This is a genomic window from Roseovarius sp. JB2-10 (assembly GCF_055693585.1).
In genome coordinates this window covers 1,459,144-1,473,014 of record NZ_CM146337.1, presented here as the reverse complement: position 1 = coordinate 1,473,014, position 13,871 = coordinate 1,459,144, and the positions used below count along the sequence as shown (strand labels likewise).

Here is a 13,871-nt window from a genome sequence, read left to right as displayed (position 1 = left end):
TCTTTTTCATTGGTCAGTCTCCAGTTTGCGGGACAATTTGGTCGGCTTCACTTGAATAAGTATGTGGAATTGAGCCGGACACAAGTGACAAGAATGCAATGCTGCCATGCACACAGGAAGCGTTTCTCACGGTCGACACTGCGGACATCGGCGCAAGTGCGGCTGTGGCTGCTCAGGCGTCTTTCCGGCTGAGACCTTTCAGCACCTCAGCAACTGCAGCGAAGAGGATCATGACCGCACCGCAGGCCTGGAGAGCGCCAAAAGGTTCGTCCAGCAAGAGAACCCCTGACAAGACTCCCGATAGAATTTCAGCGGTCAGCAAAAACGAAATGGTAGCCGGTGGCAGGCGCTGCGCGCTCCAAAGCGTGAGAACCATAATTGGCAGAACATAAATCAGCCCACCGAGCGCTCCGATGCCAGTGCCTGTCCATGTTGCCGATCCGGAAAAGACGGTGCCCTGCCCCAGCACGATAAACCCCACGCCGATCACAGTGGCGCTGGCGCAGGTCACCAAAGACAATGCCGCCGCGTGGGCACGCTCGCCTGTAAATATCAAGGCGGCACCGCCCGCCCATGCCATGCCCGAGAGAACGGCAAGGCCATCACCGATACCAAACCCGGTCAGCGACAACGCGCCCCCCAACACCAGCCATGCACCCACGAGGGACGCCGCAATGGTCAGACTGGACGTCCAATGCCATCCCCGGCCCATAAACGCCCATTCGATAATTTTGCTCCATGCCGGGGCGAGGTAAAAAAGCAGGATCACCCGCACCACATCGGACATCGTGATGGCCACAGAATAGGTCGATACGGCAACGCCAACAAGCGCGGCTCCCATGATACCGTGGAGCCCAACGCGAAATGGCGTGCGGCGCAGACACATCCACAGAAAGACGCTCAACGCTGCGCCGGCATTCATCGCCGCGCCGCCCCAAGCGCCGTCCATGCCAAGCGTTTCCAGATACCGGATCGGGATCCACCAGATGCCCCAGAGGGCGGCAGAGAAAAAGGCCAAAATGGCAGGCGTCATGGGACGATCTGCCAGTGGTGTCATAGGCCCAGGGCCTGCCTGCGTTCTTCGGCAAATCCCTGCACCAGACGGTCGGCGACCAGCGCCAAAATGGCCATGGCCGCACCGGACGCGATGCCCAAGCCCACATCCGCCTGCGCCAATGCACCGTAGATCGATTGGCCGAGACCCGTTGTACCAATCAAGGCCGCAATCACCAGCATCGCAAACGCGTATAGAATGGTCTGGTTGAGCCCCAGCAGGATCGTCGGCGCGGCATAAGGCGCGCGCACCTCGACCATGGTCTGCCACTCCGTGGCCCCGGACGAGACGGCCGCTTCGATCATTTCATCGGGTGTGTTGATCAACCCGTGGCGGGTGTAGCGGATCATTGGCACGATGGCGTAGAGACATATCGCCAGGAAGGCCGAAAACTCACCAATCTGAAAGAACATCAACACGGGGATCAAAAAGACAAAGAGCGGGATGGTTTGCAGCATATCGCATATGGGCAACACGACGCGCCATGCCAGCGGGCTGACCGCACATAGAAGGCCAATTGCGCCCCCCACAACGGCACAGGTCAGGACTGCGGCGCCGGACATGTAGAGCGACAACAATGCGCGCTCCCACAGGCCGCTGAACAGGATGAGTGCCAGCATGACCACGGCAAAAACGGCAAGTTTACGCCCGCCTGAAACCCACCCGATGGCACCTGCCCCGATCAGGACAAAGGGCCATGGCAGTTCCGCCACGCCGGTCTCGATGATACCCGCGACAATCACCAGCACGATGCCGAGCGTCGCACGTCCGCGCATGGCCAGGATCAGTCCTGCAGCGGCCGCAATGGCGAAGAGCGCGAGGCTCATGCCTGATGTCCATGAAAAGCCCCACGTGAAGGGAAGCACCGCCCCATCAAGGCCAATTTTCAACGGCAGCAGACCATAGAACATCGCGCCGTTCTTGAGGCCGTCCAAACCGGCGCCGTTTTCACGCAGAAATCCGGTGAGACCCTGATCAAGCCATTCAGACACGGGATCAAGCAACGTGATGGTCGACGGATCTGGCAAAGACCGCCACGATGCGACGGCCACGATCACGCCCAGCATGGCAATTGCAACGGCGACCCGCAGGCTGTGTCGCACCCGGTCTGAGGCTAGTTTGCTACTGTAGCGATCGATGATCATGGCAAAGATCACGATGACCATTCCCGCCATGAGACTGGGTCCGAAATAGGCCTTGCGCATGGTCAGGAGAACTTCCCATCCGATGTCCTTGAAGCCTCCGATGACGGCGGCAATTATCACCATGCTGAGCGCCGCCATCAGGCATTGGTTCACACCAACCATGATCTGCGTTTTGGCCGAAGGAATTTCGATCAGGAACAGCTGTTGCAAGCGCGTGCCGCCCGACATCACAGCCGCTTCCTTGATATCGCTTTCGACCCGCTCCAAACCCAGGATCACATTGCGCGCCATCGGTGGCGCCGCATAGATCGCACTGGCAATCAGGCCCACGACGGGCCCAAATCCGAACAGGAACAGAAGCGGTGTCAGGTAGGCGAAGGTTGGCACCGTCTGCATGATGTCCAGCACGGTTTGTATGGCGTCTTTGAAGCGTGGGAATTCATTGGCGAGAACGCCGATCAACCCACCCATGAATAACGCCAATGGTACAGAAACCGCCACCAGAGCCAATGTCGCCATACCTTCCAGCCAATACCCCGTGGCCAGAACGAAGCCCAAGCCCAAAAAGCCCAAGGCCGCCATTGGCAACCCGCCGATGAACCAACCCAGAGCCGTCACCAGCCCGATCAGGAGGGGCCATGGCATGCCCGTAAACAGGATATTCGCCCAGTCCATTGGATAAGATAGCACGGCAGATACGGCCCGCATTGCCGGTTTGATGAGGTTCAAGAACCATGTGAGGACCAGATCAATCCATTCAGCTGCGGGTACAGTCCATGCGTCTGGAAATTTGACCAACCACGGGGCCATAGGCTCCAAAGCGATACAAAACGCACCGGTCAACAGGGCGATCAGCGCGGCCATAGCCCCGGTGCTGAGCGCTACGGCCCCCAGCCCCCGGCTCGCGGGCATATCACCATCGGCCATCATGTTTCTTCGGCTTGCAATGCACGGGCCAGATCAGCCGGATCAACCATGCCAACACAGGATCCGTCTTCTGCCAGCACAGGCACCGGTTCGTAGTGTGAGATGCAAGAGGCGAGCGCGGCCTCCAAAGTCATGTCCTTGCGCAGAACCGGGCCATCGACAGCCGCACCATTTGCGGGCTGCATGACCGAGGCAACCTTGGCGTGGCGACCCTTGGCAACATCCTTGGAAAACTCGCTGACGTAATCATCAACCGGGTTCAGAACGATCTCGGTCGGCGTGCCAATTTGTACGATTTTTCCGTCCCGCATGATCGCAATTCGGTCCGCAATTTTCAGTGCTTCAGCGATGTCATGGGTGATAAACACAATCGATTTTTTCAACGTGGCCTGAATGTTGATAAATTCATCCTGCAGCTGACGTCGGATCAAAGGGTCAAGCGCTGAAAACGGCTCATCCAGGAACCAGATGTCAGGATTTACCGCCAGGCTGCGCGCAATGCCGACTCGCTGCCGCTGACCGCCTGACATCTCGCGCGGGAAACTGTTTTCACGCCCCTTAAGGCCAACAAGATCAATCACCTCAAGTGCGCGTTTGATGCGGTCCGCTTTGCCCTGCCCTTGCATCTTCAACGGGAAGGCGACGTTTTCGGTGACCGTCATGTGGGGGAATAGTCCAAAATGCTGGAACACCATGCCCAGTTTTCGGCGTCTCAATTCGATCAGCCGCGCCTTGGTGGCATCAACAAGGTTTTCACCCTCGATCAGGATCTCGCCGCCCGTGGCCTGCAGCAGCTGCGAGATACAGCGCACAATCGTCGATTTTCCCGAGCCCGACAGGCCCATGATCACGAAAAGCTCACCGGGGTGCACATCGAAAGTCGCGTCCTGCACGGCGGGGATCAACCCGTCTTCGCGCAAGCTTTGGGCGGCGGCATCGCTGTCGCCGCCCGAATTGGCCAATGCATCGGCTAGTTTTTGTTTCGCGTTGGGGCCAAAGACCTGCCAGACATTCCGGCAACTGATGGCGGGCTCACTTGAGCCAGTCTGAGAGGTCATTCCGGAGGCCTGACGCTTAGTTGGTTGCCGCGTCGACGACGGGCTTCCATGTGGCCTCGTTCGCAGTCATCCAGGCCGCTACAGCCTCTTCCACGGATTGACCGTCGACATCGATCTGACCCATCAGAGGCTGCTGATCTTCGACTGCCAGCTGGTAGTTGGTCAGGATTTCAGCCGCCGCTGGCCATTTGTCTGCCATGCCGGACCAGCCCGCTTTGAAAATACGTGATGGTGCGAAATCACAATCATTCACAGCATTCGGATTTGGACCCCATGAGGCGTCTTCAAAGCACGCGGCTTCGCCCACTGGCAGGTCAACGAATTGAACATCATAGGCCGACATCGCCCAGTGTGGCTGCCAGAATGTGATCAGCAATGGCGATTTTTTGTCGGTCGACGCACGCAGTTCAGCGATCAATGCACCTTCCGAACCTGCCGGAACCGCTTTGAACGGCAAATCCAGACCGATCATACGATCGCCACCGGGTGTGCCCCAGTCCGCAGGATAATCAACCAGACGGCCCGCGGGCAGTGTCTCTGCCGTTGCAAAATTCTGTGCGCAGTCCTTCAGTGCTTCCCATGCCGGCAGGCCTGGGCAAATCTCAGCAACATGCGCGGGGTATGCGATACCTTCTTTGGCGTCCAATCCCAGATCGCCCAATTCGGTCACACCGCCCGCTTCAACTTGCTTGGCGTATTCATCCGACACGTTCGATGACCAGATTTCCATCGCGCCATGAATTTCACCATCCGCCATGGCCTGGTACATGTTCATGTAACCCGCGGTTACATATTCCACCTTGTAGCCTGCTGCTTTGAGCATCTCACCCGCGATATGCGTGCTGACATGCTGCCCGGTCCATTCGTTCACGGCCAATTTGATTGGTTCGTCCACAGCACCCAACTCGGCGGCGCTGGCCACACCAGCAACGCAGGCAAATGCCACGCCCAATGTTGTTGATTTCATTTTTCATCTCCCGGTTTTTTATTGACTGACCAGTCAATATAATCTTCACGAGGCCAGCGCAACTGATTTTAAACGCATTTCCCCCTGTTCCGTCAGTCTTGCAAAACCTGAAGCTGAGATCAATTGATCCGCGCACCAATGGGGAGAACGTGAAGACGAATTGACCTCAGGTTGCCAACTTTTAGGGCAATCTAAGGGGCTTTACCCGTTGTGCGTATCTGAGACAAAACAGTGCCATCTGCGGCACAGGTGAACCGTACCCGAGTTGCGCCATACCTGAATGTCACCCGAAAGCGCCCGGCGTCAGCATCTTCACCCTTCTCGAAGATGCTGGTGATCTTGCCAGCGCGCATAAGGCCCGGAACCTCCGAGGCGTCGCATCCAATCAACGGGGCCAGATCGTGGGCATCGATCGTCACGCGACCTTCTTGGACGTCCAGTTTCATGTCACCCCTCAGCTTCGTCACCATGCGCCGGAATAGCGCAATCAGGCACCGCAATCCCTTGCGTCGAAATTCGGCCTGAGGTTAGGTGACATAGTCTGCGCCATTCTGATGAAGGTCACACATATGTCCAGCCCGCAAAAAATCATCGTGATCGGTGCTGGCATCAACGGTGTGGCCAGCGCAATCTGGTTGCAACGCGCGGGCCACCGCGTGACCCTGCTGGATAAATCGACCCCCGGTTCCGGCGCCTCCTTTGGCAATGCCGGTCTCTTGGCGCAATGGGCCATTATCCCGGTCAATACGCCCGGACTGATTAAAACCGGTTTGAAATACATCCTGGATCCGCACTCACCGCTGTTCATGCAATGGAGCTATTTTCCACGCCTTTTGCCATGGCTGATGCAGTTTCTGTCCCATGCCAACGCCCGTGACGCGCAGCGCATGATCGAAGGTTTGATCCCGATGGTCACCGACAGTGTTGCGCAGCATCAAGCACTCGCACGCGGCACAAGCGCCGAAAAATTCATTGCGTTAAGTGACTTCAGCTATGCCTATTCAAACCGTGCAGCGTTTGAAGCGGACAGCTATGGATGGCGTTTTCGTCAGGCCGCTGGCATGGCACCCCACGTGATCGAAGGCCCCGCCGTACAGGAAGCCGAACCCATTTTGGGATCAAAAATCACATGTCTCGCGGTTACCAAGGGGCATGGGCATATCGTGAACCCGGGGGCTTACGTAACGGCCTTGGCGCAGGTCTTTACCGAAGAAGGCGGCACTGTCTTACAGGCTGATGTTCAGGACATTACGCTGACAGACGGACATGTGACGTCGATCGAGACCGATCTGGGCCAGTTGACTTGCGATCAGGCCGTATTGGCCGCGGGCATTTGGTCAAAGCCGTTGATGCAAAAACTAGGCCTCAAAATTCCCATGGAGGCTGAACGCGGTTGCCATTTACACCTGACAAACCCATCACAGATGCCGCGCAATCCTTTGATGGTGAGCGAGGGTAAGTTCGGCGTCAATCCCATGAACAACGGCCTGCGATGTGCCGGCACTGTCGAGCTGGGCAGCATCACCAAAGGGCCATCGCACAAACCGCTCGCCCTGATCCGGCGCCATATTGCCCAGACCTTTCCCGAGCTTACCTATGACACAGCCGAGGAATGGCTGGGGTTCCGGCCCTCCACACCCGACAGCCTTCCCCTGGTGGGTGAGATCGGCAAGACCGGCGTTCATGCAGCCTTCGGGCACCAGCATATCGGCCTGACAGCCGGTCCAAAAACGGGCCGACTGGTGGCAGACATGATCGATGGACGGCGCCCGAATATCGATATGGCGCCCTATTCCGCAGATCGTTTCAGTCGCTAGCGGCTACCCACCTGCCATCAGTCGAACCATGGTTTGACGGGATACAAAACCTGTGGCCGGAAGTTCGCGCAAGCGCTGGTATCTCCGGATAGCGGCCCGTGTTTTCTTGTCGAACTTACCGTCAACAACGCCGGGATCCGCTCCGATTTGTGCCAAGCGCTTTTCGATCACAAGCCGCGCCGTCGGCACGCTGGTGATCTGGCGTTCTTCGTTCTTGGCCTGTTCGATGATGCCCGCGTTTTGCGCATCTTCCTTCAGCTGTCGCAATCTGTCCTGGGCGCCTGGTGCAAAACCACTGTTGGGGTAAATACCCAGAAATGCCTGATAGGACTCAATCGAATGGGCCTCCTTCGCGGCATCCCACGCGTCGCGCTCGCGGCGCTCGGTTTCGGCCCGTCGTGCCTCTTCGATCTCCGACAGCCGCGTTTGGGCAATTTCCGAAAACGCCCCATCGGGATACTTGGCAAGATAGGCACGCAGGCCCGTTTCATCACCGTTTTTGCCGGTTTCACGCCAATAGGCGCGATCCTGACGTTCCTTTTCGCGTTGCGCCCGGCGCGCTTCCGCCTCCAGTGCCTCGGCCCGTGTCCGGGCATCACTGCGCATTCTGAGCAGTTGATTGCCATTCAGATACCCGGTGTCCTCAAACCCTTGGTCGCGCTGCCAGCGCGCAATTGCGGTGCGGCTTCCACGACCAAAGAGCCCGTCTATACCACGCGGATCAAACCCCAAAAGCGCCAGATCCCGTTGAATGACCCGCCGCGCTTCACGCGTCAGTTTGAGCGCTTCTTCTGTTGCTTTTGCCTCCCGTTCGGGAGCCGTTTTCAGCCATTCAATACGCTTTTTCGCTTCAGAGCGCTGCGGGCCTGCAGGGTAAGCATCCAAATAGGTTTGGTATGCCTCAGGCGTATCGATCGCCTGTACAGCACTCCAAAAACCACGTTCCTGCGCAGCAGATGTATCGACCGTTTCGGTCTGACCCATCAATCCAAACCGGTCAGACGTGAACCCGGAGAGTGCGACGCCCTTGGGGGCGTTGCGAGCGACATCGCCAATACTCTTTGCCGGGTCGAGCAATCCTTCGGACAAAACATTCGCCAATGGCACCGCGGCGCCCATGACATAGGTCACATCTTCTGCAAGTGCGAGATCATGCAAGCCTGAGCGCAGGCCGCTTCCCAGTGTTTCGAGGTCCTTGCCCGGGGCGATCAGGATGACGGCGCGCCCTTGGGCAGCCGCCGCCATATCCGACAAGGCGCCGATAGAAATGCCGCTCACGCCTGCTGTCAGGGACGTGGCTCCAGCGCCACCATTCGACAATGCCCAGCTTTCGCGCGCAGAGCTTGCCACCGGGCCCATAACCACGATGACCAGTCGGTCAACTTCCTCCTGATCCAGCGCGGTTTCGATGCGCTGCGCTGCCAAGCGCATATTTCCGGACGATCTGTTGCGCGGCTGAACGATCTCAAACCCGGCCTCTCGCAAAGGACCTGCAAAATCTGCTGCTGTTGCTGATGTTTCGTTGCGCAAGGCGGCCGTTTGTCCTGTGTCACCCAGGATCAGTGCCATGTCGCTTGCCAGCGCTGTTTGTGCAAAAAGTGCAGGAGCCACCAGCAGGCCCCCGATTATTCTCCAGACCCACATATCGTTCCCCCCAACGTTCGTGATCAATCGTAACTGCGTTGATCTTCTATCACTTTGCCGTCGTTTGGAAGGCTGCCACGCGCCACGATCTCGATCCGGCCCTTCATTTTGAGGGCCTCGCTCACTGATCCGGCATAAGCTTCGGGCTCACCCCCATCGGCTTCGATCTGCACCGTCATCACATCCCGCTCACCTTCACGGCTGGCGATCACACGCGCGCGGCCAATCTCGGCATGGCGGGCCACCAGAGCCGCCACTTGTTCCGGGCGGACAAACATGCCCTTGATCTTGGTGGTTTGATCCGCGCGTCCCATCCAGCCTTTGATGCGAATATTTGTTCGTCCACAAGGACTTGTACCGTCCATCAATGCGCTCAAATCTCCGGTTGCAAACCGAACTAGCGGATAGTCCGGGTTCAGCGTGGTCACCACGACCTCGCCGACCTCACCCGGGGCCACTGGATCACCGGTGCCGGGCGTTACGATTTCAAGGATGACGCCTTCGTCCACGATCAGACCATCCTGAGCCGTCGTTTCATATGCAATATTGCCAAGATCGGCGGTCGCGTAACTTTGCAGGCAGAGGACTCCGCGGTCGGCATATTCCTGCCGCAGAGACGGAAAAAGAGCGCCCCCGCCAACTGCCGCCTTGGTGATCTTCAGGCGCTGACCCATCTCATCTGCCTTGTCCAAAATGGTTTTGAGATAATCCGGCGTGCCCGTGTAGGCCGTGGTTCCAATATCAGCCGCCGCCTGAACCTGAAGCTCTGTCTGGCCTGTGCCTGCAGGCAGTACTGCCGCACCAACAGCGCGTGCGCCATTCTCAAAAATCGTGCCAGCCGGTGTCAGATGATACCCAAAACAGTTTTGCACGATGTCTCCGGGCCCGATTCCGCAGGCATGCAGAAACCGCCCAATGCGCCACCAATCCCGATCACCACCGCCCGGTTCGTAGATAGGACCGGGGGATTGGAACACATGGGCAAAGCCGGAAACCTCACGCGTCGTCAGCCCGCCAAAAGGTGAAGCACCCTTTTGCGCCTGCCCGAGGTCGGATTTGCGCAACACCGGTAATGTGGCCAGATCAGACGTGCTGCGGATGGCATCGGCATCGATCCCGTCCAGCGTGCCCTGATATCCAGGCAAACCCTGTGCGCGCGCGATCTGCTGTGGCAATGACTGCGCGAGGGCTGCATCCCGTGCATCCGTGCTCCGGGTTTCAAGGTCATCAAAATACTGGGACATCTGCGATCCTTTACCCGTTACTGCAGTCACATTGCGGTGGCATTTCATGTGGGCCGGTTTGATCTGGCATTTATACGCCCACCCATTTCAAACGCTGCGGTTCAATGTCTGCGATACGTTCGATTTCACCGCGCACTTCCATTTCCAGTTTCACGGTCGTCACATTCCATGAGATCGAACCAATTCGATCAATGTCAGTGGACGGCAATTTCCGCCGAACAGCGTCACTCAATTCTGAAAACGCCAGGTCGCCTTCCTGCAAAACATCTCGGATCGCCGCGCGTACCAACGAAAACCGCCATTCCGGGATGTTCGTCACGCCCGGCTTGTCGGGGTTGGGTGTGCGACACGGGACCTTGGCGTCAACCATTAGCTCAGCCATCTTTTCCGGCGACGGTAAGAGCGTACATCGCGAAACGATTTACGCCCCTCATCCGACATGCCCAGATAAAACTCTTTAACATCCGGGTTTTCGCGCAGGTCGGCTGCGGGGCCGTCCATCACCACGCGACCGGATTCGAGGATATACCCGTAGTGGGCAAATCTGAGCGCCACGTTGGTGTTCTGTTCGGCCAGAAGGAACGTATTGCCTTCCTTTTCATTCAGCGACTTGACGATGTTGAAAATTTCTTCGACCAGCTGCGGCGCAAGCCCCATACTCGGCTCATCCAGCAGGATCGTCTCCGGCCGGCTCATCAGGGCGCGACCAATCGCAATCATCTGTTGCTCCCCGCCCGAGGTATACCCCGCCTGACTTTTGCGACGCTCCTTGAGCCGCGGGAAATAGCTGTAGACCAGATCTAGATCCGCTTCGATCTCACCGCGTCCAGAGCCGCGTGTATAGGCCCCGGTCAACAGGTTTTCCTCGACCGTCAGGTGCTCGAAACAATGGCGCCCTTCCATCACCTGAATGACGCCTTTTTTGACCAGATCAGAAGGCAGCAGGTCCTGCACACGCTCTCCACGATAGAAAATCGTACCCTTGGTCACTTCACCGCGTTCGGATTTCAGGAGGTTCGAAATAGACTTCAATGTCGTTGTCTTGCCCGCGCCATTGCCCCCTAAAAGCGCGATGATCCCGCCTTTGGGCACCTTCAGACTGACGCCTTTCAACACGAGGATCACGTGATTGTAGATCACCTCGATATTGTTGACCTCAAGCAGGGTCTCTTTTGTTTGCGTGGCATCGGACATTGGCTGTCTCCGTAAATTTTCGCGCGTGTTGGATTTCGGGGCGCGCACCCCATCGATCACTTGCGTGGTCATTGATATCCGGCAGCGACATCAGCCGCTGCCGGAGGTGTCAAAAGGGCTGATCAGCAGCCGCCTTCGATGCCGTTTTCAGCAGCGAAAGCAGCCGAGTCTTCTTCGACCAGCGGTTGGATCACATCCTGATCTGACTGGTAGTACTCGGTGATCAGCTTGAACTCACCCGCAGCAGCATCCCACTGCGATACGGCACCAAAACCGTTACCACCGTGGTTTTCACAGCTCACCGTGAACTCTGGGCCAAAGTTCGGTAGACCAATGCCCGCCATCTTGGCTTCGGTGATCTCAAGCGCTTCCATACCGTCGCGCATTTGCTGCGATGTGATATCGGAAACACCGTGGATGCCTTGCGCTGTCTTGATCGCCTCGGAGGCCAGCATCGCCGCATACATGCCACGGTTATAGAGCACCGTGCCAACCTGGTCGCCGGCACCCGCGGCCTTGCCACCATCCACAACGTATTTCTGGATGTCAGCATAAACCGGGTAATCCGAACCCAGGTTGTGGAAGGTCAGCGCCTTGTAGCCATTGGCTTTGTCGCCCGCCGCCTTCACGTCGTTCTCGGAGCCAGACCACCAAATGCCGATGAAGTTTTCCATTGGGTAGCGAATGTTGACGGCTTCCTGAATGGCAACCTGGTTCATGACGCCCCAGCCCCACATCAGGACATTGTCAGGCTTCTCACGGCGGATTTGCAGCCACTGTGATTTCTGCTCCTGACCGGGGTGGTCGACGGGCAGAAGGCTCAACTCAAAGCCATGCTTCTTCGACAGCTCTTCCAGCGTGCGGATCGGCTCCTTACCATAAGCGGAGTTGTGGTACACCAGCGCGATTTTCTTGCCGCTGATGTCGCCACCATTCTGTTCCAGAATATGCGTGATCGCCAGGCTGGCACCGTCCCAATAGTTGGCCGGGTAGTTGAAGACGTAGTTGAACACACCGCCGTTTTTGGCGGAGGTCCGACCATAGCCCATGGTGTGGAGCGGAATGCCGTCTGCAGTGGCTTTCGGGATCAGCTGATAGGTGATGCCGGTTGACAGCGGCTGATACACCAACGCGCCTTCGCCTTTGGTGGCCTCGTAGCATTCCACGCCTTTTTCGGTGTTATAGCCGGTCTCGCATTCGATGATGTTGACCATTTCACCGCCAATACCGCCATCCCGCTCGTTGAGGAGCGTGAAATAGTCCTGATAACCATCCGAGAACGGAATACCGTTGGCCGCGTAAGGCCCGGTCCGATAGCTGGTATCAACGATGGTCAGATCGGCAAGCGCCGGACCCGTGGCCATCATCGCCGCCACTGCGGCTGAGATTAGTGTCTTCTTCATCGGTTAGGTACCTCCCTTGGTTTTTCCGATGTTACGTAGGGCAGGTTGACCCCGCCGCACCTTTCCGGCCCCTCAATGTGGGAAGGGCCAAAGCCTTAGTTTTTCCTTGGCCACGCGCCAAAGCTGCGCCAGCCCGTGTGGTTCCGCAATCAGGAAGATCACGATCAACGCACCGACGATCATGAATTCCAGATGGGCCGCCAGATCTGTGGGCCAGCCGAGTGTACCCACCAGAACGTTTTTCAAAAGCACCGGCAGAAGCACCAGAAACGCTGCCCCTGCAAAGCTGCCGAAGATCGAGCCGAGGCCACCGATGATCACCATGAAGAGGACGAGGAACGATTTGGTGATACCAAAGACTTCACCCACTTCGACAGCGCCCAGATAGACCGCAAAAAACAGTGCCCCTGCGATGCCCACGAAGAAACCGGATACGGCGAAAGCGCTCAGCTTGGCCTTCAAGGGGTTCACCCCAATGATTTCAGCCGCAATGTCCATATCGCGAATGGCCATCCATTTGCGCCCGGCCATGCCCCTTGTCAGGTTGCGCGCGATGATCGCGCTGACAAAGGTAAAGACCAGACAGAAGAGATAGGCCGCCCAGGGCGCTGTTTCTGCCCCTGTCACAGGGATGCCAAAAACAGCGCGTTCCGGCGCGTTGATCTGACCAGAAGCGGAATAATTGTAGAACCAGCTGACCTTGTTAAAGAGCCAGACCAGAAAGAACTGCGCAGCCAGCGTGGCCACCGCCAGATAGAACCCCTTGATCCGCAAACTGGGCAGACCAAAAACAACGCAAACCGCTGCCGTGATCCCACCGGACAGGATGATGTGAAAGAAGATGTTGATTTCGGGAAAGCCGGTCATCAGCTTGTAGCAGGCATAGGCCCCCACCGCCATGAATCCGCCGGTCCCAAGACTGACCTGCCCGCAATATCCGACCAGAATGTTCACCCCAATGGCGGCAATGGCATAGATCAGGAATGGCAGGAAGACAGCATTGACCCAGTAATCGTTGATGATGAACGGCACGACGGCAAAGGCCGCCAGCAGCACGACATAATACCTGTACCGGTCAAATTTGATCGGAAAGGTCTGATTGTCCGCCGAATAGGATGTCTTGAAATCACCTGCTTCACGGTAGAACATATCGGTATCCTTTCACTGCGTAACCGGCCCAGGCAACGGCGAAACCTGCAAAGGCCAATAGAACAGGCAATTGGCTTGGGGCATGAGGCTGATCGAATAATGGCTTCACAACAAACGTTAAGCCGTCATTCTCATTTGATGCTGAGACTTCATTCTGCTGTTTCAACGCAGCAAATGCACCTGCATACCCAAGGTGAAGCGTTCGCATCTGCAACACAAAGACGGCCAGAAAAACGAAGCCTATCGCAAACCCAAAGTGAACCAGCATG

Annotated in this window: 13 protein-coding genes; 1 reads left to right on the top strand and 12 read right to left on the bottom strand. The window is 57.3% G+C overall.

Annotated elements, in window-relative coordinates; all coding sequences use genetic code 11:
- Positions 1 to 172: 172 nt before the first annotated feature.
- The 5 genes from ACZ1HJ_RS07310 to ACZ1HJ_RS07290 form a co-directional block, all read right to left on the bottom strand.
- The gene (locus tag ACZ1HJ_RS07310) at positions 173 to 1,057 is read right to left on the bottom strand and encodes a DMT family transporter (RefSeq protein ID WP_472721651.1); all 885 of its coding nucleotides are present in this window, start codon (positions 1,055 to 1,057) and stop codon (positions 173 to 175) included.
- Positions 1,054 to 3,129 carry an ABC transporter permease gene (locus ACZ1HJ_RS07305; protein WP_472721650.1) on the bottom strand — a complete coding sequence of 692 codons (2,076 nt, stop codon included), beginning with the start codon at positions 3,127 to 3,129 and terminating at the stop codon, positions 1,054 to 1,056. Before ACZ1HJ_RS07305 ends, ACZ1HJ_RS07310 begins: the two co-directional genes overlap by 4 nt.
- The gene (locus tag ACZ1HJ_RS07300) at positions 3,126 to 4,184 is read right to left on the bottom strand and encodes a quaternary amine ABC transporter ATP-binding protein (RefSeq protein ID WP_472721649.1); all 1,059 of its coding nucleotides are present in this window, start codon (positions 4,182 to 4,184) and stop codon (positions 3,126 to 3,128) included. Before ACZ1HJ_RS07300 ends, ACZ1HJ_RS07305 begins: the two co-directional genes overlap by 4 nt.
- Before the next feature lie 16 nt (positions 4,185 to 4,200).
- Positions 4,201 to 5,151: an ABC transporter substrate-binding protein gene (locus tag ACZ1HJ_RS07295; RefSeq protein ID WP_472721648.1), complete on the bottom strand. Its 951-nt coding sequence runs from the start codon at positions 5,149 to 5,151 to the stop codon at positions 4,201 to 4,203.
- Positions 5,152 to 5,342: 191 nt separating this feature from the next.
- Positions 5,343 to 5,597, bottom strand: coding sequence for a DUF6522 family protein (locus ACZ1HJ_RS07290; protein WP_472721647.1), 255 nt, complete (start codon positions 5,595 to 5,597; stop codon positions 5,343 to 5,345).
- Between the two features lie 123 nt (positions 5,598 to 5,720).
- Between ACZ1HJ_RS07290 and ACZ1HJ_RS07285 the strand changes: the two genes are divergently transcribed.
- A complete protein-coding gene (locus ACZ1HJ_RS07285; protein ID WP_472721646.1) occupies positions 5,721 to 6,968 on the top strand; it encodes an NAD(P)/FAD-dependent oxidoreductase in 1,248 nt (415 codons plus the stop codon).
- A 3-nt stretch (positions 6,969 to 6,971) separates the two neighbouring features.
- Here ACZ1HJ_RS07285 and ACZ1HJ_RS07280 read toward each other — a convergent pair whose 3' ends face one another.
- The 7 genes from ACZ1HJ_RS07280 to ACZ1HJ_RS07250 form a co-directional block, all read right to left on the bottom strand.
- A complete protein-coding gene (locus ACZ1HJ_RS07280; protein WP_472721645.1) occupies positions 6,972 to 8,579 on the bottom strand; it encodes a peptidoglycan-binding domain-containing protein in 1,608 nt (535 codons plus the stop codon).
- A 56-nt stretch (positions 8,580 to 8,635) separates the two neighbouring features.
- A complete protein-coding gene (locus ACZ1HJ_RS07275; RefSeq protein ID WP_472721644.1) occupies positions 8,636 to 9,856 on the bottom strand; it encodes a phenylacetate--CoA ligase family protein in 1,221 nt (406 codons plus the stop codon).
- 70 nt (positions 9,857 to 9,926) lie between these two features.
- The gene (locus ACZ1HJ_RS07270; protein ID WP_472721643.1) at positions 9,927 to 10,238 is read right to left on the bottom strand and encodes a DUF6958 family protein; all 312 of its coding nucleotides are present in this window, start codon (positions 10,236 to 10,238) and stop codon (positions 9,927 to 9,929) included.
- On the bottom strand, positions 10,226 to 11,050 hold the full coding sequence (locus ACZ1HJ_RS07265) for an ABC transporter ATP-binding protein (protein ID WP_472721642.1): 825 nt from the start codon (positions 11,048 to 11,050) through the stop codon (positions 10,226 to 10,228). Before ACZ1HJ_RS07265 ends, ACZ1HJ_RS07270 begins: the two co-directional genes overlap by 13 nt.
- A gap of 122 nt (positions 11,051 to 11,172) precedes the next feature.
- Positions 11,173 to 12,453 carry an ABC transporter substrate-binding protein gene (locus tag ACZ1HJ_RS07260; protein ID WP_472721641.1) on the bottom strand — a complete coding sequence of 427 codons (1,281 nt, stop codon included), beginning with the start codon at positions 12,451 to 12,453 and terminating at the stop codon, positions 11,173 to 11,175.
- A gap of 72 nt (positions 12,454 to 12,525) precedes the next feature.
- Positions 12,526 to 13,602 carry a branched-chain amino acid ABC transporter permease gene (locus ACZ1HJ_RS07255; RefSeq protein ID WP_472721640.1) on the bottom strand — a complete coding sequence of 359 codons (1,077 nt, stop codon included), beginning with the start codon at positions 13,600 to 13,602 and terminating at the stop codon, positions 12,526 to 12,528.
- A complete protein-coding gene (locus ACZ1HJ_RS07250) occupies positions 13,589 to 13,870 on the bottom strand; it encodes a hypothetical protein (RefSeq protein ID WP_472721639.1) in 282 nt (93 codons plus the stop codon). Before ACZ1HJ_RS07250 ends, ACZ1HJ_RS07255 begins: the two co-directional genes overlap by 14 nt.
- Position 13,871 lies beyond the last annotated feature (1 nt).

Bases quoted from the DNA above. Each gene is read 5' to 3' on its own strand.
- ACZ1HJ_RS07310 (WP_472721651.1), bottom strand. From the start codon at position 1,057: ATGACACCACTGGCAGATCGTCCCATGACGCCTGCCATTTTGGCCTTT.
- ACZ1HJ_RS07305 (WP_472721650.1), bottom strand. From the start codon at position 3,129: ATGATGGCCGATGGTGATATGCCCGCGAGCCGGGGGCTGGGGGCCGTA.
- ACZ1HJ_RS07300 (WP_472721649.1), bottom strand. From the start codon at position 4,184: ATGACCTCTCAGACTGGCTCAAGTGAGCCCGCCATCAGTTGCCGGAAT.
- ACZ1HJ_RS07295 (WP_472721648.1), bottom strand. From the start codon at position 5,151: ATGAAATCAACAACATTGGGCGTGGCATTTGCCTGCGTTGCTGGTGTG.
- ACZ1HJ_RS07290 (WP_472721647.1), bottom strand. From the start codon at position 5,597: ATGAAACTGGACGTCCAAGAAGGTCGCGTGACGATCGATGCCCACGAT.
- ACZ1HJ_RS07285 (WP_472721646.1), top strand. From the start codon at position 5,721: ATGTCCAGCCCGCAAAAAATCATCGTGATCGGTGCTGGCATCAACGGT.
- ACZ1HJ_RS07275 (WP_472721644.1), bottom strand. From the start codon at position 9,856: ATGTCCCAGTATTTTGATGACCTTGAAACCCGGAGCACGGATGCACGG.
- ACZ1HJ_RS07270 (WP_472721643.1), bottom strand. From the start codon at position 10,238: ATGGCTGAGCTAATGGTTGACGCCAAGGTCCCGTGTCGCACACCCAAC.
- ACZ1HJ_RS07265 (WP_472721642.1), bottom strand. From the start codon at position 11,050: ATGTCCGATGCCACGCAAACAAAAGAGACCCTGCTTGAGGTCAACAAT.
- ACZ1HJ_RS07260 (WP_472721641.1), bottom strand. From the start codon at position 12,453: ATGAAGAAGACACTAATCTCAGCCGCAGTGGCGGCGATGATGGCCACG.
- ACZ1HJ_RS07255 (WP_472721640.1), bottom strand. From the start codon at position 13,602: ATGTTCTACCGTGAAGCAGGTGATTTCAAGACATCCTATTCGGCGGAC.
- ACZ1HJ_RS07250 (WP_472721639.1), bottom strand. From the start codon at position 13,870: ATGCTGGTTCACTTTGGGTTTGCGATAGGCTTCGTTTTTCTGGCCGTC.